This is a genomic window from Streptomyces sp. NPDC001056 (genome assembly GCF_053598955.1).
Genome location: NZ_JBSFLI010000001.1, coordinates 532968 through 552523 on the forward strand (window position 1 = coordinate 532968; position 19556 = coordinate 552523).

At 74.3% G+C, this 19556-nt stretch carries 12 protein-coding genes; 6 read left to right on the forward strand and 6 right to left on the reverse strand.

The window, feature by feature from the left end:
- From trmB to ACWDD7_RS02535, 3 genes are all read right to left on the reverse strand, one after another.
- The gene (gene trmB, locus ACWDD7_RS02525; protein WP_450455807.1) at positions 1-813 is read right to left on the reverse strand and encodes a tRNA (guanosine(46)-N7)-methyltransferase TrmB; all 813 of its coding nucleotides are present in this window, start codon (positions 811-813) and stop codon (positions 1-3) included.
- A gap of 13 nt (positions 814-826) precedes the next feature.
- Complete coding sequence (gene lhgO / locus ACWDD7_RS02530) at positions 827-2083, reverse strand: L-2-hydroxyglutarate oxidase (RefSeq protein ID WP_450455809.1); 1257 nt, start codon at positions 2081-2083, stop codon at positions 827-829.
- 102 nt (positions 2084-2185) lie between these two features.
- A complete protein-coding gene (locus ACWDD7_RS02535; RefSeq protein WP_351876905.1) occupies positions 2186-3610 on the reverse strand; it encodes an MFS transporter in 1425 nt (474 codons plus the stop codon).
- Between the two features lie 710 nt (positions 3611-4320).
- Between ACWDD7_RS02535 and ACWDD7_RS02540 the strand changes: the two genes are divergently transcribed.
- Positions 4321-6387: an asparagine synthase-related protein gene (locus ACWDD7_RS02540; protein WP_450455810.1), complete on the forward strand. Its 2067-nt coding sequence runs from the start codon at positions 4321-4323 to the stop codon at positions 6385-6387.
- Positions 6388-6651: 264 nt separating this feature from the next.
- Positions 6652-9912, forward strand: a complete 3261-nt coding sequence (locus ACWDD7_RS02545) for an ATP-binding protein (protein WP_450455812.1) — start codon at positions 6652-6654, stop codon at positions 9910-9912.
- On the opposite strand, the gene ACWDD7_RS02550 is transcribed toward ACWDD7_RS02545, so the two are convergent.
- Positions 9899-11743 (reverse strand): sigma-70 family RNA polymerase sigma factor, encoded by a 1845-nt coding sequence (locus tag ACWDD7_RS02550; protein WP_450455814.1) that lies wholly within the window; start codon positions 11741-11743, stop codon positions 9899-9901. The two genes, ACWDD7_RS02545 and ACWDD7_RS02550, sit on opposite strands and share 14 nt — an antisense overlap.
- A gap of 223 nt (positions 11744-11966) precedes the next feature.
- Positions 11967-12752, reverse strand: a complete 786-nt coding sequence (locus ACWDD7_RS02555) for a TetR/AcrR family transcriptional regulator (RefSeq protein ID WP_450455815.1) — start codon at positions 12750-12752, stop codon at positions 11967-11969.
- A 374-nt stretch (positions 12753-13126) separates the two neighbouring features.
- On the opposite strand from ACWDD7_RS02555, the gene ACWDD7_RS02560 reads away from it, so the two are divergent.
- From ACWDD7_RS02560 to ACWDD7_RS02570, 3 genes are all read left to right on the forward strand, one after another.
- Positions 13127-14491, forward strand: coding sequence for an NAD(P)/FAD-dependent oxidoreductase (locus tag ACWDD7_RS02560; protein WP_450455816.1), 1365 nt, complete (start codon positions 13127-13129; stop codon positions 14489-14491).
- 133 nt (positions 14492-14624) lie between these two features.
- On the forward strand, positions 14625-16280 hold the full coding sequence (locus tag ACWDD7_RS02565; RefSeq protein WP_450455818.1) for an ATP-binding SpoIIE family protein phosphatase: 1656 nt from the start codon (positions 14625-14627) through the stop codon (positions 16278-16280).
- A 52-nt stretch (positions 16281-16332) separates the two neighbouring features.
- Complete coding sequence (locus ACWDD7_RS02570) at positions 16333-17118, forward strand: class I SAM-dependent methyltransferase (protein ID WP_450455820.1); 786 nt, start codon at positions 16333-16335, stop codon at positions 17116-17118.
- A gap of 13 nt (positions 17119-17131) precedes the next feature.
- Here the strand turns inward: ACWDD7_RS02570 and ACWDD7_RS02575 are convergent, their stop codons facing one another.
- Positions 17132-18394 (reverse strand): MFS transporter, encoded by a 1263-nt coding sequence (locus tag ACWDD7_RS02575; RefSeq protein ID WP_450455849.1) that lies wholly within the window; start codon positions 18392-18394, stop codon positions 17132-17134.
- 134 nt (positions 18395-18528) lie between these two features.
- Here ACWDD7_RS02575 and ACWDD7_RS02580 point away from each other — a divergent pair, with 134 nt between their 5' ends.
- The gene (locus tag ACWDD7_RS02580) at positions 18529-19077 is read left to right on the forward strand and encodes a MarR family winged helix-turn-helix transcriptional regulator (RefSeq protein ID WP_450455822.1); all 549 of its coding nucleotides are present in this window, start codon (positions 18529-18531) and stop codon (positions 19075-19077) included.
- Positions 19078-19556 lie beyond the last annotated feature (479 nt).

Consider the following 19556-nt stretch of genomic DNA (forward strand, 5'->3'; position numbering starts at 1 on the left):
TTAACGACGGCGGAAGAGCAGATCGTTCACGACATGACCCTTGTCCAGGCCCTGCCCCTCGAAACGGGTCAGCGGCCGGAACCCGGGCCGGGGCGCGAAACCACCGTCGGCCTGCGTGTTCTCGAAGTCGGGGTGGGCGGTGAGCACCTCGAGCATCTGCTCCGCGTACGGCTCCCAGTCGGTCGCGCAGTGCACCGGCGCGCCGGACTTCAGCCGGGTCGCGGCGAGCGTGAGGAACTCGGGCTGGATCAGCCGCCGCTTGTGGTGCCGCTTCTTGGGCCAGGGGTCCGGGAAGTAGACCCGCAGCCCGTCGAGCGCGTCGGGACGGAGCATCTCGCGCAGCAGGATGATCGCGTCCCCGTTGCCCACCCGGACGTTGTCCAGGCCGCCGCGCTCCGCGAGGGCCAGCAGATTGCCCTGGCCGGGGGTGTGCACGTCGACCGCGAGCACGTTGGTGCCGGGGTCAGCGGCGGCCATCTGCGCGGTGGCCTCGCCCATGCCGAAGCCGATCTCCAGGACCACGGGACGGTCGTTGCCGAACAGTTCGGCGAGGTCGATCACCCGCTGCCCGTCGATGTCCAGGCCCCACGTGGGCCACAGCCGCTGCAGCGCTTCGGCCTGCCCGGTGGTGACCCGGCTGCGGCGCGGCTGGAAGCTGCGGATCCGCCGCTCGAAGTGCGACCCGGCGGGATCGGCCCGCGGGCCGTGCGGGAACCGCGGCTCGCCCTTGGCCCGGGCGTGCGGCAGGGCGGCGCCGGGGCCCCGCGGGGCCGGCTCGGACAGGGTCTCGGGGGTGTTCAGCGCATCAGACACAGTACGAACGAGTCTACGGGCGCGCCGCGGAGGCACCCTCGCCGCCGACCGCCGCCAGCATCTCCAGCGCGCGGCGGGCGACCTCCCGGCCGATCGGCAGGGACGCGGTGGCCGCCGGGGACGGCGCGTTCAGCACATGCACCGCGCGCGGGCCCTCCTTGATCAGGAAGTCGTCCACCAGCTCCCCGTCCCGCAGCACCGCCTGCGCCCGCACCCCGGCCGGCGCCCGCACCAGGTCCTCGGCCTCCACCGCGGGCAGCAGCCTGCGCACCGCCGCCAGGAAGGCCCGCTTCGACAGCGAGCGGCGCAGCTCACCCGCGCCGTACCGCCAGTGCCGCCGCGCTATCGCCCACGATCCCGGCCAGGCCATGGTCCCGGCCAGCTCCCGGGGCCGTACGACATGCCAGCCGTATCCCTCCCGGGCCAGCGCCGGCACCGCGTTGGGGCCGATGTGCACACCGCCGTCGATGCCCCGGGTCAGATGCACGCCGAGGAACGGGAACGCCGGGTCCGGCACCGGATAGACCAGCCCGCGCACCAGCTCGGGCCGCGCCAGCTCGTAGTACTCCCCGCGGAACGGCACGATCCGGACCCCGGGCTCGTCCCCGGTGAGCCGGGCCAGCTCGTCGCAGTGCAGCCCGGCGCAGTTCACCAGCACCCGCGCGCGGACGACGTCCCCGGCCGCGGTGCGCACGGCCACGCCCCGCTCGGGCCGCCGGTCCACCCGGACGACCCGGGCGCCGTAGCGGATGTCGGCGCCCGAGGCCAGGGCGAGCTGCCGGGCGACGCCCGTGAAGTCGCACACGCCCGTGGTGCCGACGTGTATCGCGGCCAGTCCGCGCACCTCGGGTTCGTACTCGGTGATCTGGGCGGGGCCCAGCTCGCGCACCGGTATTCCGTTCTCCCGGCCGCGCTGGACCAGGGCGTGCAGCCGGGGCAGCTCCGCGCGCTCGGTGGCGACGATCAGCTTGCCGGTGACGGCGTGCTCGATGCCGTACTCGGCGCAGAACTTCACCATCTCGGCGGCGCCCCGCACCGCGTACCGCGCCTTGAGGGAGCCCGGCCGGTAGTAGATCCCGCTGTGGATGACCCCGCTGTTGCGCCCCGTCTGGTGCCGGGCCGGGCCCGGCTCCTTCTCCAGCACGGTCACCCGGGTCCCCGGCGCCGCCCTGCTGACCGCGTACGCCGTCGACAGCCCGACGATCCCCCCTCCGACCACGAGCACATCACAGTCGTACGCCCCGACCGGCACCTGCACCACCTCCCACATCGATAGTGCACTGCGCCACTGACAGTGCCTTCAAACGCCGGGGTGATCAGTACCGCACGGGTGCCGGGGCGCGGAGCTGCGCCGGAGCCATCAGAAGGGGAGCTACGCCGGAGCCATCAGAAGGGGCCGGGCCCGCTCCCGCAGCTCCACCACCCGCGGCTCGTCCCCGTACGCCTCCAGGCGGTGCAGCAGATCCCGCACGTACTCCGTCGTCCGCGCCGAGGAGATCCGCCCGGCCACCTCGACCGCCCGCACCCCCTGCTCGCACGCCGCGTCGAGGTTGCCCGACTCCAGCTCGGCCACCGCGGAGACGACCAGCCGCAAGCCGTGTGACCGCACGAACTCCTCCGTCGGCTTGGACAGCGCCTGCTCGGTGAACCGCCGCACCTGCCGCGGCAGCTTCAGGTCCCGGTAGCACTCCGCCGCGTCCGCCGCGAACCGGTCGTACCCGTAGAAGCCGAGCCACGAGGGATCGTTGTCCCCCTCGCGCGAGCGTTCCAGCCAGCTCTCCGCCGCCTTCAGCGCCGCGCCCGCCGCCTGCGCGTCCCCGGCGCGCGCGTGGGCGCGGGCCTCGACCAGCCGGAAGAAGCTCATCGTGCGCGCCGTCGCCAGCCCCCGGTTGCGCTCCAGCGCGGCCTGCGCGAGGTCGACCCCCTCGTCCCCGAACCCCCGGTACGTCGCCTGGAGCGACATGGAGGCGAGGACGTACCCGCCGAGCGGCACGTCGGCCGCGGCGCGCGCGAGCCGCAGCGCCTGGATGTAGTACCGCTGCGCCGCCTCCTGCTGACCGGTGTCGAACGCCATCCACCCGGCGAGGCGGGTGAGTTCGGCGGAGGCGCCGAACAGCGCGCGGCCGACCTCGTCGGAGTAGCCGCCGAGCAGCAGCGGCGCCGCCTCGACGCGCAGACATTCCGGCACCATCGACGAACGCCAGTCGCCGCCCCCGTACTTGGAGTCCCAGCGCCTGGCGTCCTCGGCGGCCTCCCGCAGCTTGCGGACATCACTGTGGCCGACTCTGACCGGTGCGCCGGCGCCCTCGGCGGAGCCGTCCTCCCGCGCGACCGAACTGTCGGCGGGGGTTATCAGCCAGCGTGAGGCGGGCGTCGCGTACGCGCTCACCGCGAACGAACCCGCGAGCGACTGCCAGATCCCCCCGGAGCCGGCCCGGCGCCCGGCGAGGTCGAGCCGGTACAGCTCGGTCGCCGACCGCACCGCCTGCGCCACGTCCCGCGGGAAGGCGAGGCCCACCTCGGGAGCGGGGTCCGCGTCCGCCAGGCCGATCTCGTGGAGCGGCACCGGGCGGCCGAGCTTCTGTCCGATGGCGGCCGCGATGAGGTGCGGCGCGGCGCCCTGCGGCACCATGCCCTTCGACACCCAGCGCGCCACGGACGTCTTGTCGTAGCGAAGTGTCAACCCGCGTTGGGCGCCAAGGTCGTTGACGCGACGCGCGAGTCCTGCGTTGCTGATTCCCGCGAGGGCGAGAACGGTGCCGAGTTTTTCGTTCGGCCCGCGTTGCTCCCTGGACATGCGCCACCCCTCGACACAGACGGCCGCCGCGCAGGCATAACCGCGCGGCATTCGTAAACCCAGCGTAGTTCGCCGCATCCCAAGCGTTAAGGGGCATTGTTCCGGATGGCGGGATTGTGGTCCGTACGGGAGTGCGGACCAGTACGCACCGTGCACGGACCGGTCGTCGCGTGCCCCCGCGCGTGTGGCCGTGCGCCCGGCCGTGCGCTCTTCTCCGGCCAACTCGCGGACGGTTTCCTGGTCTTGCGTGGGTCGGCCCGCTGTACTGGATCCAGTGGGCTGGGGGACACCGCCACCTTCATCCCCGCGGGTGGCGGACCGGTCCGGGAGGCGGAGACCGCCTCCCGGACCGTGCGTACGTCCGGAGCGCCGCGCGGACCGCGAGCCCCTACGGAGCGTGCTCGTCTCCCGTGCCCGGTTCGGTATTTGGCTGAAAATCGTCCCGCAGCGATGTGGGCGATTTCCGCTCCGACCATACAACTTAGGGGCGTGAAGGGCGTTTTGGGGGAGCGCATCGGGGCGCATTCGCGTCGCGCCCCGCCTGGTGGGCACCCGCCCGCGCCCTGGACCGCGGTCACCGTCCGGCCGTCAACCTCGTTTTCCTCCCGGCGTCATGGGCGGTGTCACCACACCTCTCCCACGCGTTCTTCGTGGCAGCATGGGGACCGGTTCGATCGGTGCACTGGTTGTCCACAGGCTGTGGAGGCACGATGCGGTGGTTGGTGGGGTGGAGCAGCGCCGCCGCGGGCGCGACCGGGCCCGGCTCCGCCGGCTCGCTGGGCTACGACGGCGAGACCCTGCACCCGGTCGGCTCCCAGCTCCTGTGGGGCGACCCCGATCCGCTGTGGGCCGTCGGCGACTGGCGCCCGGACGAGGTGCGCGTGGTCAAGGCCGACGAGCAGAACCGGATCGCGGTCCTCGGCATCTGCGGCGCCTCCGACGAGGAGCTGCGGCGCGGTCTGTTCACCGCGCGCGGGGGCGCGCTGCGCCATCTGACGAGCTGGCCCGGCAGCTACACCGCCGTCGTCCAGGTCGGCCGCCGCATCACCGTCTGCGGCGATCTCGCGGGCGCCCGCCCGGTCTTCCACACCCCGTGGGCGGGCGGTACGGCGTACGCCACCGCCGCGCTGCCGCTCGCCGACCTCATCGAGGCCAACCTCGACTTCGGCCATCTGGCCGCGCTGCTCGCCGCCCCGGACGTCCCGGCCGCGCTGCGCGACACCACCCCGTACGAAGGGGTGCGGCGCATTCCGCCGGGGCACGCGCTGGTGCTGCGCGCGGGGGCGCGGGAGATCGCCGGGTACGACCCCGTCTCCTCGCTCGCCGTGTCCGCGCCCCCGGCCGACCCCGACCGTGCGGTGGACGCGGTGCGCGACGCCCTGGTGGAAGCGGTGCGCACCCGGCTGTCGGCGCCGCGGCACGTGCCGGACCTCGATCCGGGCCCCGTGCCCGGGATGGGGCCCGCCGAGCGGCGCGCCCGGCGCGGGATGCCGGTGCCGGGGATCGGCGCGGACCTGTCCGGCGGCCCGGCCTCCGCCACGCTCGCGCTGCTCGCCGCGGGGCTGCCCGGCCGGCCCGGCACCCTGCTCGGGCGCGGCACGGGTGAGCGCCTGCTGGCCGTCACCTTCAACGACCTCGCCGTCGGCGGCCGCGAGGCCGAGGTGCAGCGCGCGGGGGCGCTCGCGGCCGACCCCCGGCTGCACCATGTGGTGGTGACCGGCGGCGAGGAGACCCTGCCCTACGCCGACCTCGACGGCCCCCTCACCGACGAGCCCGGACCCTCGCTGGTCACGGCGGGGCGCCACCGGGCGCGGCTGGCCGCGGGCAGCGCGGACCACTTCACCGGGCACGGGGCGCGGCAGGTCCTCGACGCGCACCCCGCCCGGCTCGCCGACCTCCTGATGGACCGCAGGCGCCGCCATCTGGTCCGGCCCGTCGCCGCGCTCGCGCGGGCGGACGGCTCGGTGCTGGTCCCGGCACGGGTGTACGGCGCGGCCCGGCGGCTGGCCCGTACGCCGTACCGGGCCGGCCTCGAAGCGCTGGCCGAGCGGCTGATGCGGCGCCGGTTCGAGGAGCCGAAGGGGGCGGTGGGGGCGTCCCTCGCGGCGCTGACCTGGGCGGCGCCGGGGCCGGCCGCCCGGTGGCTCACGGGGGAGGCACTGGCTGAAGTATCGGTTCTGCTCGAAGGGGAGGCGGATCGTTCGGGTACCGGGGCGCAACGGCCGGGTGACCATCGGGCCCGGGCGGCGCTCGCCCGGTACGCGGCGGATCTGCGCGTTCTGGAACAGTCCGCGGAGGTCCGGTCGCAGCGGCTGCACGCGCCCTTCCTCGACAACCAGGTGGTCCGGGCGTGCCGTGAACTGCCGGAGGCGCTGCGGGTGCAGCCCGGTGCGCGGGCGGCGGTCCTGCGCACGGTCCTGGACGGCACCGGCATCACCGACCTGCCTCCCGGCTGGGGCACGCCGTCCCACGCGTCCTCCGCGGCGGCCGCGCGGGCGGGCCTGCGCCTGTCCGCGGACCCGCTGCTCGACCTCTTCGCCAGCCCGCTGCTGGCGGACGCGGGGCTGGTGGAGGCGCGGGTGGTCCGCAAGGCGCTCCGCGCGGCGGCCTCCGGCGGTTCGACGGTGGACGGCCTCGCGGATCTGGTCTCCCTCGAACTCTGGCTCCACCGGCTGCTGTCCCGCCGGGGCACGTGCTGGACGGGGACGCCGGCGCGGTCGCGGGCGGTGCCGGCGGGGATCCAGCCGCGAAGGGACGCGTTGGCCTCCGGCGCGTGAGGGATTCGGCGGGCGCGTCAGGGGCGGGGCGTGCGGTGGTGCGGCGACGGCGGGTCCGTCGCGGCCGGCCGGGTGGTTCCCCGCGGCCCTGGGGGACCGCGGTGCCGTCGGTCGTGCGGCACTGCCGTGCCGGCCGCGGGCGGGCGGACCCGCCACCGGGCACCGGTATCCACCGGCACCGGTATCCACCGGCACCGGTACCCAGCGCGCGGCCTGTGCCGAAACCCCCGTGCCTCGCACCGGGCCCCCGGCGACAATGACCCGGTGCGGTACAGAATTCTCGGCATCACCCAGGCGGCGGACGCGCACGGCAACCCCCATCACCTCACCGCCCCCCGCCTCCGCACCCTCCTCGCCGCCCTGGCCCTCAGGCCCGGCCGCACCACCACCCCGGACACCCTGATCGCGGAGATCTGGGCCGACGCACCGCCCCAGGACGCCCCCGCCGCGCTCCAGGCACTCGTCGGCCGGCTCCGCCGCGGCCTCGGCAAGGACGCCGTCAGCTCCGCCCCCGGCGGGTACCGGCTCGAAGCCACCGAGGACGACGTCGACCTGTACGTCTTCGGACGGCTCACCCGCACCGGCACCAAGGCCCTCGCCGACGGCGACCCCGCCACGGCCCACCGCACCCTCACCGCGGCCCTCGCCCTCTGGTACGGCCCGGCCCTCGCCGACCTCCCCGACCGCACCGCCGCCACCCGCCCCGAGGCCCTGCGCCTGGAGGCGACCCGCGCCCGCGCCGCCGCCGCGCTGGAACTGGGCCGCGCCCAGGACGTCGTACCGGAGCTGAGGGAGTTGACCACGGCGCACCCGTACGACGAGCCGCTGCACGCCCTCCTCATCCGCGCCCTGCGCGACACCGGCCGCCCCGCCGACGCCCTCGCGGCCTACGAGTCCGCGCGCCGCACCCTCGCCGACACCCTCGGCACCGACCCCGGCATCGAACTGAGGGACTTGCACGCCGAGTTGTTGCGACAGGTACACCGCCCGGCGGCACCGCCGCCGCCCGCCCGCCGCGGCAACCTCCGTCCCCGCCTCACCTCCTTCGTCGGACGCGAACCGGAACTCGAAGCCGTACGCGCCGACTTGAGCAGATCCCGCCTCGTCACCCTCACCGGACCCGGCGGCTCGGGGAAGACCCGGCTCGCCGAGGAGGCCGCCGCCGTCCTCACCCCCGCCTGGCTCGCCGAACTCGCCCCGCTCGACCAGCCGGACGCCGTGCCCGACGCCGTCGTCAGCGCGCTCGGCCTGCGCGAGACCGTGCTGCTGAGCACCGAACTGGCACCCCAGCAGACCGACCCCACCGCCCTGTTGATCGAGTACTGCGCCCCCCGCGGCGAACTCCTGATCCTCGACAACTGCGAGCACGTCGTCGACGCGGCCGCCGCCCTCGCCGAGACCCTGCTCACCCACTGCCCGGGACTCACCATCCTCGCGACCAGCCGTGAACCCCTGGGCGTCCCCGGCGAGTCGGTGCGCCCGGTCGAACCCCTCGTCCCGGAGCAGGCGCACCGCCTCTTCGCCGAGCGCGCCAGGGCGGTGCGCCCCGACGCCGACGCGGCGCTGGGCGACACCGCCGCGGTGGCGGAGATCTGCCGCCGCCTGGACGGCCTGCCCCTCGCCATCGAACTGGCCGCGGCCCGGCTCCGGCTGCTCACCCCGCGGCAGATCGCCGACCGCCTCGACGACCGCTTCCGCCTGCTCACCTCCGGCAGCCGCACCGTCCTGCCCCGCCAGCAGACCCTGCGCGCGGTGGTCGACTGGTCCTGGGACCTGCTGGACGAGCGCGAGCGCACGGTCCTGCGCGAGGTCTCCGTCTTCACCGGCGGCTGGGACCTCGCCGCGGCCGAGGCCGTGTGCACCGGTCCGGTGGCGGACACGATCGGCGCGCTGGTCGACAAGTCCCTCGTCCTCGCCACCCCGCAGGACGGCCCCGGCGGCATGCGCTACCGCATGCTGGAGACCATCCACGAGTACGCCGCCGAACGCGCCGCCGAGGTTCCCGGGCTGCGCGCCGCCGCCGAACGCCGCCACCTCGCCTGGGCACGCGCCCTGGCCGAGGAGGCCGATCCGCGACTGCGCTCGGCGGACCAACTCACCTGGATCGCCCGCCTGGAGACAGACCTGGACAACATCCGCGCCGCACTCGACCGCGCGGTGCGCACCGGCGATGAGGCGGAGGCGGGCGCGCTCACCCTGGCCATGGGCTGGTTCTGGTGGCTGCGCAACTACCGCCAGGAAGGGGTGGACCGGGTGCGCCGGGTCCTGTGCCTGGGCGCCGCCCTCGACACCGGCGGGGCCACCGACCCGGCGACCCTCATGGCCCTGGCGGAGTCCGCCGACCACGTGGCCGCCCTGCTCGCCGCCCCCGACGCCGAGACCGGCCACCCGCTGCGCGAACTCCGCATGGACCTGCGGTTGTTCGAGCTGCTCCTCACGGCGGGCGGCAGCATGGACCGGCTGGCCCGCGACGAGCGGGCATCGCGCTACCTCGCCCTCGTACGGGCGGCCTACGAGCACGGCGGCCCGCAGGCCGCCCGCCTCCCCGGCGTCATCTGGCCGATGACCGCCTACTACCTGGGCGGCCCGGGGGACGTGGTCCGGGACATGGCCCCGGTGGTCGCCAACTGCCGTGCGCACGGCGGTGAGTGGGAACTCGGCGCCGCGCTGATGTACCGCGCCCATGTGCTGGTCGACTCCCCGGGCAATCTGCGCGGCGTGGACGAGGACCTCGCCGAACTGCGCGTGCTCAGCCGCCGTGTCGGGGACCGCTGGATGCGGGCACAGGTGTGCAGCGCGGCCGGCGAGGCGGCCATGGCGCGCGGCCGTTTCGCCGAGGCGCGCGGGGAGTACGAGGAGGCGCTGCGCCTCGCTTACGAGGTGGGCGCGTACGCGGAGTCGCCGTTCCTGCTGGCCCGCCTCGCCGACATCGCCTTCCGCTTCGGCGACCGGGAGACCGCGCTCGCCGCCCTGGACGAGGCGGGCGCCGCCGCGGACCGGTACGCGGTCCCGGAGTCCCGCGCCTTCGTGCTGCTGATGCGGGCCTTCATCGCCCTGCACGACGGGCGGACCGCCGAGGCCCGCGCGTACTTCGAGGCGACCTGCCAGGCGGCCGGCCCCGAGGCGTCCCCGCCGCAGTTCGCGGCCGTGCTGCGCACCGTCGAGGCGCTGCTGGTGGCCGAGGAGTCGGGTCCCGGGCACGGGCTGCCGATCCTCGCCGGGGCGCTGGACGAGGCCGTCGGCCTGCGCTGCGCCGAGTCGATCACCGGGGGCCTGGTGGACGCCGCAGCCGGTCTGCTGGGCCGGCTCGGCGATCTGCCGGGCGCGGTCCGGCTGTACGAGGCCGCCGACCACTGGCGCGACGGCCGCCCGCGCAGCGAACCCGAGCGCACCGAGGCCGCCCGGGTACGGGCCGCCGCGCGCGCCGCCCTGTCGGCGGACCGGTACGCGGCCGAGCGGGCCCGGGGCGCGCGCTACGACGCGGCCGACGTCCTGGACGACCTCCGGCGGGCTACCGGCAGGTGAACCGGGACTCCGCCCAGTCGGCCAGCGCCGTGCGGTCGAAGGAGTTGCTGTGCGGCCGCACCACGAGCTGTACGGTCGTACGCCCCGTGAGGTCCACATGGACGGGAACCGCCCGGTCCCGGCCCTTGACCATCCCGGACCGCCACAGCTCGACCCCGTCGCCGTAGACGGCGAAGGAGACCTTGCCGAGGCCGTGGGTCATGTCGTCCACACCGGCCAGCGCGTCGTAGGCGGTGCACTGCCGGTTCAGGGCGATGGTCACGGAGGACTCGCCGCGGACGGTCGCCCCCTGCGCGTATCTCTCGCCGCCGATGTCGAGGCCGTACCGCTGCCACACCCAGCTGCTGCGGCCGAGCGCGATCTCGGGCCGGGTGCCGTCGCCGGTCACGTCGTAGCGCAGCTCGCTGAGCTGGTAGACGACGGTCGGCGGCGGGGGAGTGGGCGTCGGCGTCGGGGTGGGCGTGGGGGTCGGCGTGGGCTTCGGGGCGGGCCCGGGGGGAGCGGGCTTCGGCGTCGGTCTCGGCGTCGTTTTCGGCGTGGGCGTGGGCGGCGGAGGGGGCGTCGGCGCGGGGACGGGGGCGGCGGGCACCACCGGCTTCTGCGTCGGCTGCGTCGGCGTCGGCGTCGGCGTCGGTTTCGGCTTCGGCTTCGGCGGGGTGGGCGTCGGGGAGGGGGGGTGTACGACGACCGGCGGGGCCGATGACGGCTCGGCGACCTCCTTCGCCGGACGGCCGTCGTACACGAGGCCGAAGGCCACCGCGGCGGCGGCGACCGCGACGACACCCGCCGCGATGCCCGCCTTCACCGGCGCCCCGACCGCCTCCGAGGCGGCCGCGCCCGCGGCACCCGTCCCGCCGGAGGACCCGTTCGCCGCCGCGGCGGCACCCGCGGCCCCGGCCGCTCCGGCCCCCGCGCCACCGGCGACGAGGCCGAGCGCCTTGGCGTACCCGGCGGCCCCGAACCAGCCGATGACCGCGACCGGTACGACGGCGGGGATGCCGCCGGCGACCTCTTCGATCTGCGCCGCGGCGAGCCGGCACCTGGCGCACTCCTCCAGGTGCTTGCGCAGTCCCCGTTCGGCGCGGACGCGCAGCTTGCGGCGGGCGTAGGTGCCGAGCCGGTCGGCGTAGCGGGCGCACTCGGCGTCGTCGGTGAGGGTGCTGCTGACATGGGCCTGGAGGTAGGCCTGCTTCAGGCCCTCGCGGGCGCGGCTGGCGAGCACACGGGTGCCGTTGGCGTCCAGGCCGAACAGGACGGCGACCTCGCTCGGGGACTCGTCCTCCACCTCGGTGTGCCACAGCACGGCCTGCCAGCGCTCGGGCAGCGAGCGGAAGGCCCGCATGGCCATGGACTGCTCGGCCTCGTGCAATGCCCGTACGTCGGCGCCGAGATCGAGGATGTCGTCGTCGGACCCCTCGAAGGGGCGGGCGGCCTGCCGGGCGAAGGCGGCGAAGTCGTCGACGAGTTGCTCGCGCCGCGCCGACTTGATCCAGTGCGCGGCGACGCGTCGCACCGAGGTCAGCAGGTAGGCCCGTACGGCGTGCTCGGGCCCGGCACCGCCGCGCACGGCCTGGAGCATCCGGGCGAAGACCTCGGCGGTGAGGTCCTCGGCGGTGTGCGCGTCCCGGCAGCAGGTCCGCGCGTACCGGCGCACCGCGTCGGCATGCCGCCGGTACAGCTCCTCGTAGGCGGAGTCGTCCCCGCCCCGCATCCGCTCGACCAACTCGGCGTCGTCGGCCGGTACGCCCCGCTGCGCCGGGATGTATCTGCGGCCTTGGCTCGGCACCTGCGCACCGACACCCTCGTCCTCGCGCGCCCCGTCAACACTCATCGTGGAACGCCCCCGACCCGGCCCGACATCACCACCACAGCGTCCCACATCGTCATTTCTTCAACGACCCCCTCCGCCTCCTGTCACCCGTCCGAGGGGAATCGCCCGCGGGGGATCGCTCCGCGGTGCCGGCAGGGCCCGAAAAGGGCCACCCGCACCACCCGAGCGCGAAGGTCGCACGGGTGATGCGGGTGGGCGGACGAAACCCCCGCCGGGGGCGCGATCAGCCGATCGCGGGGCGGGAGCGCAGACCCTCCAGCAGAATGTCCAGCAGCCGCGCCGACGCCGCCGCCTGCTGCGCGGCATCCGGCAGGGACGGCGCCGCCGTGGCGATCACCAGCAGCACGTCGGACACGGACACATCCGCCCGCAACGCGCCGGCCGTCCGTGCCCGCTCCACCAACTGCCCCACGACCGCGAGCAGTTCGCCGGACCCGGCGTCGTCCGCGACCGCGGAACCCTGTCCCACGAGCCGCAGGTCACCGCCGCCGGGCTGCACCCGCTGCTGCGGCACCCGGGCCTCCCCGACCACGGCGTCCACGCCGCCGGCCGCACCGGCGGAGTCCTCCGCGGAGCCGACCCGCAGCACCTGCGGCGGCAGCAGACGCCCCGCCCCGGAGGCCACCGACGTCCGCAGGAACCGGGACAGCGCCGACCACGGCTCGTCCTCCTGCCCGAGGGCCGCCCGCGCCTGCTCGGTGAGCCGCGCCGTCTCCTCCTCGGCTATCCGCCGGACCAGCACGTCCTTGCTGGGAAAGCGCCGGTACACGGTGCCGACACCGACCCGCGCGCGCCGCGCCACGTCCTCCATCGGCGCGCCGTAACCCAGCTCGCCGAACACCTCGCGCGCCGCGCGCAGCACGTGCTCCAGATTGCGCTGTGCGTCCACCCGCAGCGGCGTCGTCCGCGCCACGTCCGCGCGCCCGTTCGCCGCCGCCACCGCCGGCACCGTCGATCCTCCGGCCGCCATCGCGGTGGCGGCCGACCAGTGGGTGTCCTGAATATGCATGTGTTTCCCCCGGTACATGACGTCTCCCCCCGGAGACACTCCCCGTCACTGATGCCGGGGCGCACGATGGCACCGATCGCCGCGGCCCCGCCCGTCGCAGAGCCCGTGCGACCACATCCCCTACACCCCGTCGACACGAACATAGTTGAGAGGCAGTCAATTCAGAAGGGGCAGGTTCCGCACACTGCGCCCCCCGATCGGAGTACGAGACATATACGTCCCGGTTCCGGGCGCGTCCGCCCGCGCGTCCGCCCCCGCTGACCTGCCACCTTTCCCCGGAGCCGGCCACCACGTCCGTACGGCCGCACAGCAGGCCGCCGGTCACACAAATTGCCGGGCCTGTGGACAAACCACTGCGCCGGGTGCGTCATGGGATGGTGAAGGAACGTGCGCGCATTCTGGTTGTCGGCGGCGGCTACGTCGGGATGTACACGGCCCTGCGCCTCCAGCGGAAGCTGAAGGCCGAGCTGAGGCGCGGTGAGATCGAGATCACCGTCGTCACACCCGACCCCTATATGACGTACCAGCCCTTCCTGCCCGAGGCGGCCGCGGGCTCGATCTCGCCCCGCCACGTCGTCGTACCGCTGCGCCGCGTCCTCGACCACTGCCGTGTCGTCATCGGCGAGGCCACGTCCATCGACCACGCCGCGCGCACCGCCACCGTCACCACCCTCGCCTCCGCCGACGCGGGCCGCGCCGAACTCCTCGGCTACGACGAACTGGTGCTCGCCCCCGGCTCCGTCGCCCGCACCCTGCCCCTGCCCGGCCTCGCCGAGTACGGCATCGGCTTCAAGACCGTCGAGGAGGCCATCGGGCTGCGCAACCACGTCATCGAGCAGATGGACATCGCCTCCTCCACCCGCGACCCCGCCATCCGCGACGCCGCCCTCACCTTCGTCTTCGTCGGCGGCGGCTACGCGGGCGTCGAAGCCCTCGGCGAACTGGAGGACATGGCGCGCTACGCCGCCCGCTACTACCACAACGTCCGTGCCGAGGACATGAAATGGATCCTCGTGGAGGCGAGCGACCGCATCCTGCCCGAGGTCGGCGCGGAGATGGGCCGCTACACCGTCACCCAGCTGCGCCGCCGCAACATCCAGGTGCTCCTCGGCACCCGCCTGGAGTCCTGCGCCGACCGGGTCGCCGTGCTCAGCGACGGCCAGCGCTTCCCGACCCGTACGGTCGTGTGGACCGCCGGCGTCAAACCGCACCCGCTGCTCGCCGCCACGGACCTTCCGCTCACCGACCGCGGCAGGCTGAGGTGCACCGCCCAGCTGACCGTCGAGGGCGCCGAACACGCCTGGGGCGCGGGCGACGCCGCGGCCGTCCCGGACGTCACCGCCGCCGAACCCGGCACCCTCACCGCGCCCAACGCCCAGCACGCCGTGCGCCAGGCCAGGGTCCTCGGCGACAACCTTGTCCACGCCCTGCGCGGCGAGCCCCTGGAGACCTACGCGCACGCGTACACGGGGTCCGTCGCCTCCCTCGGCCTGCACAAGGGCGTCGCCCAGGTCTACGGGCGCCGGCTGAAGGGCTACCCTGCCTGGTTCATGCACCGTGTCTACCACCTCAGCAGGGTGCCCACCGTCAACCGCAAGGCCCGCGTGCTCGCCGAATGGATTCTCTCCGGACTGTTCAAGCGGGAGATCGTCTCGCTCGGTTCACTCGAACATCCGCGCGCGGAGTTCGAACTCGCGGCCGGGGGAAAGCATCCTCACGACCCGAAGGGGTCGTCCTGACCCGAACCAGGAACTGCACGGCCCGCCCCACCGTCTGACGGATGTCGCCCGCCGCGGCCGGCTCCCTGCCAGACTGCCCCACGACATCGGACGGGCACCCGCCCGCCCTCGCACCCACGAGGCCTTCCCCACAGTGAACTTCACGCGCTGGAGCGCCCGGCTCCCCGGAACGCAGCGCCGCGCCGCCGCGCGGACCGAGACCCCGGTCCCATCGGACCGGCGAGGGGAATGCTCCGTGCCCGCGGCCCGCGCCGGGGGCCCCACCGACGGCACCGGCCCGGTGCCCGCCGTCGACGGACTGCCCGCCCGCGACGTCCTCGACCGCGTCCCGGCCCTCGTCGCCCTCGTGCACGGCCCCGACCACCGCCTCGCCTACGTCAACGACGCCTACACGGCGGCCTTCGGCGCCCGCCACACCGGCGCCCCCGCCCGCGAGGCCCTGCCCGAACTCGCCGAACTGGGCCTGCTCCCGCTCCTCGACCAGGTGCTGCGCAGCAGCCGCCCCCGCACCCTGAAGTCCCGCCGCGCGGTCGACGGCCGCTCGTACACGTTCACCTGCACCCCCGTCGCCGAGGACGGCGACGGCGGCGACGGCGCGGTTCTCGTCTTCGCCACCGACGTCACCGACCACGCGGAGGCCGCCGAACGGCTGCGCGCCAGCGAACGCCGCCAGCGCGAGACCGCCGTCACCCTCCAGCGCTCCCTGCTCCCGCAGGACCTGGAAGAACCCGACGACCTGCGCATCGCCGCCACCTACCAGCCCGGCGGCACCGAGGCCGCGGTCGGCGGCGACTGGTACGACGTGATCACCCTCGGCGGCGGCCGCACCGCCCTCGTCATCGGCGACGTCATGGGCCGGGGCGTGCGCGCCGCCGCGGTCATGGGCCAGCTGCGCACCGGCGCGCGCGCCTACGCCCGCCTCGACCTGCCCCCGCACGAGGTGCTCCAGCTCCTCGACGGCCTCGCCACCGAGATCGACCCCAACCAGATCGCCACCTGCGTCTACGCCGTCCACGACCCGAACGAGGGCCGGCTGGTGTACGCCTCCGCCGGGCATCTGCCGATCCTGGTCCGCGACGAGCACGGCACGGTCTCCCGCGCCGACGAACCCACCGGCCCGCCCCTCGGCACCGGGGGCTGGATGCACTCCTCGGGCTCGATCGCGCTGGCCCCCGGCTCCACGGCGGTCCTCTACACCGACGGCCTGGTGGAGCGCAGGAACGAGGACCTGGACGAGGGCATCGCCGCCCTGGAACGCGCCCTGGCCGGCGCCACCGGCTCCCCCCAGGTCGTCTGCGACCGCCTGGTCCGCTCGGCCGGGGTCACCGCCGACCACGACGACGACGTGGCCGTCCTGGTCCTCCAGCACCCTGCGCGTACGGGCCCGGACGGGGAGCTGTTCCGCAACGCGGCCCTGGAACTCCTCGGCGGCGTCGAGGCCGCCCCGCGCGCCCGCGCCTTCGCCTCCGGCGTCCTCACCAGCTGGCGCTTCCCCGCGGAACTGCACGACCTCGGCGTCCTCGCCACCAGCGAGCTCGTCGCCAACAGCCTCCAGCACGGCACCCCGCCCATGCGCCTGAGGCTGCGCCGCACCGACCGCCGCCTCATCGTGGAGGTCACCGACGGCGACGACCACCTCCCGCGGCGCCGCCGCGCCGAACCGGCCGACGAGTCCGGCCGGGGCATCGCCATCGTCGCCACCATCGCCTCCACCTGGGGCTGCCGCCGCACGCCGGACGGCGGGAAAGCGGTCTGGTGCGAGTTCCTGCTGCCGAAACCGAGGCCCTGAGCAGCGATCACGGGTTGGCCTGCACCCCGTCCCCGGTGTTACAAGCACACCTATGGCAGACACGCGCAGCACCGAAGGCCCCGAGGCGTACGACACCCACAGTGCCCCGATCATGGCGCCCTTCGTGGCCGCGCTGCTGGACGCGGTGCACCTCGGCCCCGGCGAGGCCGTGCTCGACCTCGCCTGCGGCACCGGCTTCGCCGCCCGCGCGGCCGCCCCTCTGGTCGGACCGACGGGGCTGGTCCGCGGCGCCGACATCGACGAGGGGATGATCCGTGTCGCGCGCGCACGCGGGCCCCGTATCGACTTCACCGCGACCCCCGCCGACCGGCTCCCGTACGACACCGCCACCTTCGACGCGGTCGTCTGCCAGCAGGGCGCCCAGTTCTTCCCCGATCTGGCCGCCACGTTCACCGAGGCGGCCCGGGTCACCCGCCCCGGCGGCCGGTTCGCCGCCACCATCTGGGCCCCGCTCGACCGCCAGCCCTACTTCCTCGCCCACGAGCGCGCCCTGCGGACGTACGCCCCCGACGCGCTGCGGTACTTCCTCCGCGCCTACGTCCGCACCGCCGAGGAACTCACGACGGCCCTGCGGACGGCCGGCTACCGCGACATCACCCACCGCGAACTGACCCGCGACATCACCCTGCCGCCGTTGGACGAGTACGCCGAGGCCCACCTGAGAGCGCTGTGGGGCGGCCTGATCACGGAAGCCGGCGGCGCACAGGCCCTCACCGGGGCCGCCCGCCTCGTCCGCGACCGCCTGGCCGCCCACACCGCCCCCGACGGGACGGCGACGCTTCCCTTCACGGTGCTGCTGGTCACCGCCACCCGCTGAAGGGCTCCCCGCGTCACGCCTCGGCGGGTACCGACTCCGCGGGCGCCCCGCCCCGGCTGACCACGCGGCTGCCACGCGCCGCCCACGGCTGATCCTGCACCGCGGTGAGCCGGCGCCCGAGCCGCAGCGCCAGATACGTGATGCCCAGCGAGAACAGCAGGAAGGTCACGATGTACGGCGCGTGCAGCGAGGCCCCGAGGGGACCGCCCACCGCCGGACCGACGGCCAGCGCCAGCTGCTTGACCAGCGCGAACGCCGAGTTGTACTGACCGGCGAGACCCTCCGGCGCCAGATCGGCGACCAGCGGGGCGACCGTCGGCGACAGCATCGCCTCACCGAGACCGAACAGCGCGTACGTCGACACGAACGCGGCCGTCGCCATCTCCTGGCTGCCGTGCCCGAGCCCCGCGTATCCCGCGGTCAGCCACGCCACCGCCCAGACCAGGCCCACCAGGGCGATCACCCGGGTACGCCGGGCGCGCTCCACGAACTTCAGCACGGCGAACTGGGCGACCACGATCATCAGCGTGTTCGCGGCCAGGGCCGTACCCAGCGATGAGGTGGATATCCCGGCGGCCTCCACGCCGTACGCGCTGAGACCCGACTCGAACTGGCCGTAGCAGGCGAAGAACAGCACGAAGCCCAGCACGCACAGCTGCACCATCGCCCGGTTGCCCAGCAGCCGCTTCCAGCTGCCCTTCGCGGACGCGGGCGCGCCCTCCAGACGGGGGGAGTGCGGCATCCGCACGGTCGCCATCACCGCGACCAGCAGCAGGAACATCGCCGCCTCGATCGCGAACAGCAGGGTGAACGACGACACGCGCGTGGTGTCGACCAGGTGGCCGCCGATGAGGCCGCCGATGCCGAGGCCCAGGTTCTGGAGGAAGAACTGCGTCGCGAACGCCCGTGACCGGGTGTCGGCGCTGGAGCAGTCCACGATCATCGTGGCCAGCGCCGGCTGCATCACGGCCTGCCCGGCACCGAGCACCGCGGCGGCGAGCAGGACGGACCACGCGCTGCCCGCGAGCCCCAGGCACAGTGCGCCGAGCGCGGCGGAGACCAGGGCGGCGAGCAGGACCGGCAGCGGGCCGCGCCGCACGATCGCCCGGCCGGCGAACGGCAGCACGATCAGCGCGGCCACGGCGAACACGGCGAGCACGAGTCCCGCCGTCATGGCCCCCAGGCCCCGCACCTGCGCCACATAGACGTACAGGTACGGAACCGTGAAGCCGAGCCCGAATGCGCTGAGTGCGTTGCCCACGTGGATCCGGCGCATCGCTGCGCCCATCGCCCTGGTCACGTTCACCTCTCTCACTAGTTAGGAGTGAAGACTTCAAAGCTAAAGTTCGAAGCTAAAGAGTACACAGTGAAGGACTTCAAGGCAAAGCGGGTGCGTGCCATACTCGGCCCATGGCCGACACCGCCGGCGTCACTGAGCCGACCCTCGAAGAACAGATCGCCGCCTACCAGCGCGAGTTCCAGGACCTCGACCCGCAGGTCGAGAAGATCGTGTCGGCCCTGTCCCGGCTCAACCGCCGGATGAACGTGGCGTACGGCCGCCAGACCGCCGCCCTCGGCATCAGCAACGCCGAGTGGGAGGTGCTCAAGGCCCTGGTCCTCTCCGGCGCCCCCTACCGGATGGGCCCCAGCGACCTCGCCAAGCGCCTCGGCCTCACCCCGGCCGCCATGACCCACCGGATCGACCGCATGGTCGCGGAGGGGCTGGTCACCCGGGAGCGCGACGAGTCCAACCGGGTGCGGGTCATCATCGAGCTGACGCCCGAGGGCCGGGAGAAGTGGCTGGAGGCCATGCGTCTCGCGACCGTCTTCGAGGAGGACCTGCTCCAGGACCTGACCCCGGCCGAGCGCTCGGTGCTCGGGGAGGTCCTCACCACGCTGCTGCGCAGGGTGGAGCACGCCCAGCCGGACGCCGGCGGCCGCCTCAGCGACCTCGACTGAGGCCGCAGAAAAGATCTTGACAGGCCGCGGTTGACACGCCCCTGGGCGGGTCCGTAAAGTTCTTCGGGTTGCCGCGGAGCCGTAACGTCTTCGCGGTGGCACCTCAGCCGCTTCGAGCGGCACCCCTCACACCATAAGCACGATCTCCCTCCCGGGTTGATTTCGGCGTGCCCGAATTCAATTCGAATAGGGATTCGGTGGCCCGATTGGGAATCGCCGGACGGATCCGCTAAGGTTTGAGACGTCGGAACGGCCCAACGGCCGGGAAGACAAACCCCGCTGACCGGGGATCAGACACCGAAAGGGTCTGATAGAGTCGGAACCGCCGGAAAGGGAAACGCGAAAGCGAAAACCTGGAAAGCACCGAGGAAATCGGATCGAGAAAAGATCTGATAGAGTCGGAAACACCGAAGGGAAGCCCGGAGGAAAGCCCGAGAGGGTGAGTACAAAGGAAGCGACCGTTCCTTGAGAACTCAACA

Bases quoted from the DNA above. Each gene is read 5' to 3' on its own strand.
- lhgO (WP_450455809.1), bottom strand. From the start codon at position 2,083: ATGTGGGAGGTGGTGCAGGTGCCGGTCGGGGCGTACGACTGTGATGTG.
- ACWDD7_RS02535 (WP_351876905.1), bottom strand. From the start codon at position 3,610: ATGTCCAGGGAGCAACGCGGGCCGAACGAAAAACTCGGCACCGTTCTC.
- ACWDD7_RS02540 (WP_450455810.1), top strand. From the start codon at position 4,321: ATGCGGTGGTTGGTGGGGTGGAGCAGCGCCGCCGCGGGCGCGACCGGG.
- ACWDD7_RS02550 (WP_450455814.1), bottom strand. From the start codon at position 11,743: ATGAGTGTTGACGGGGCGCGCGAGGACGAGGGTGTCGGTGCGCAGGTG.
- ACWDD7_RS02555 (WP_450455815.1), bottom strand. From the start codon at position 12,752: ATGCATATTCAGGACACCCACTGGTCGGCCGCCACCGCGATGGCGGCC.
- ACWDD7_RS02560 (WP_450455816.1), top strand. From the start codon at position 13,127: ATGGTGAAGGAACGTGCGCGCATTCTGGTTGTCGGCGGCGGCTACGTC.
- ACWDD7_RS02570 (WP_450455820.1), top strand. From the start codon at position 16,333: ATGGCAGACACGCGCAGCACCGAAGGCCCCGAGGCGTACGACACCCAC.
- ACWDD7_RS02575 (WP_450455849.1), bottom strand. From the start codon at position 18,394: ATGCGCCGGATCCACGTGGGCAACGCACTCAGCGCATTCGGGCTCGGC.
- ACWDD7_RS02580 (WP_450455822.1), top strand. From the start codon at position 18,529: ATGGCCGACACCGCCGGCGTCACTGAGCCGACCCTCGAAGAACAGATC.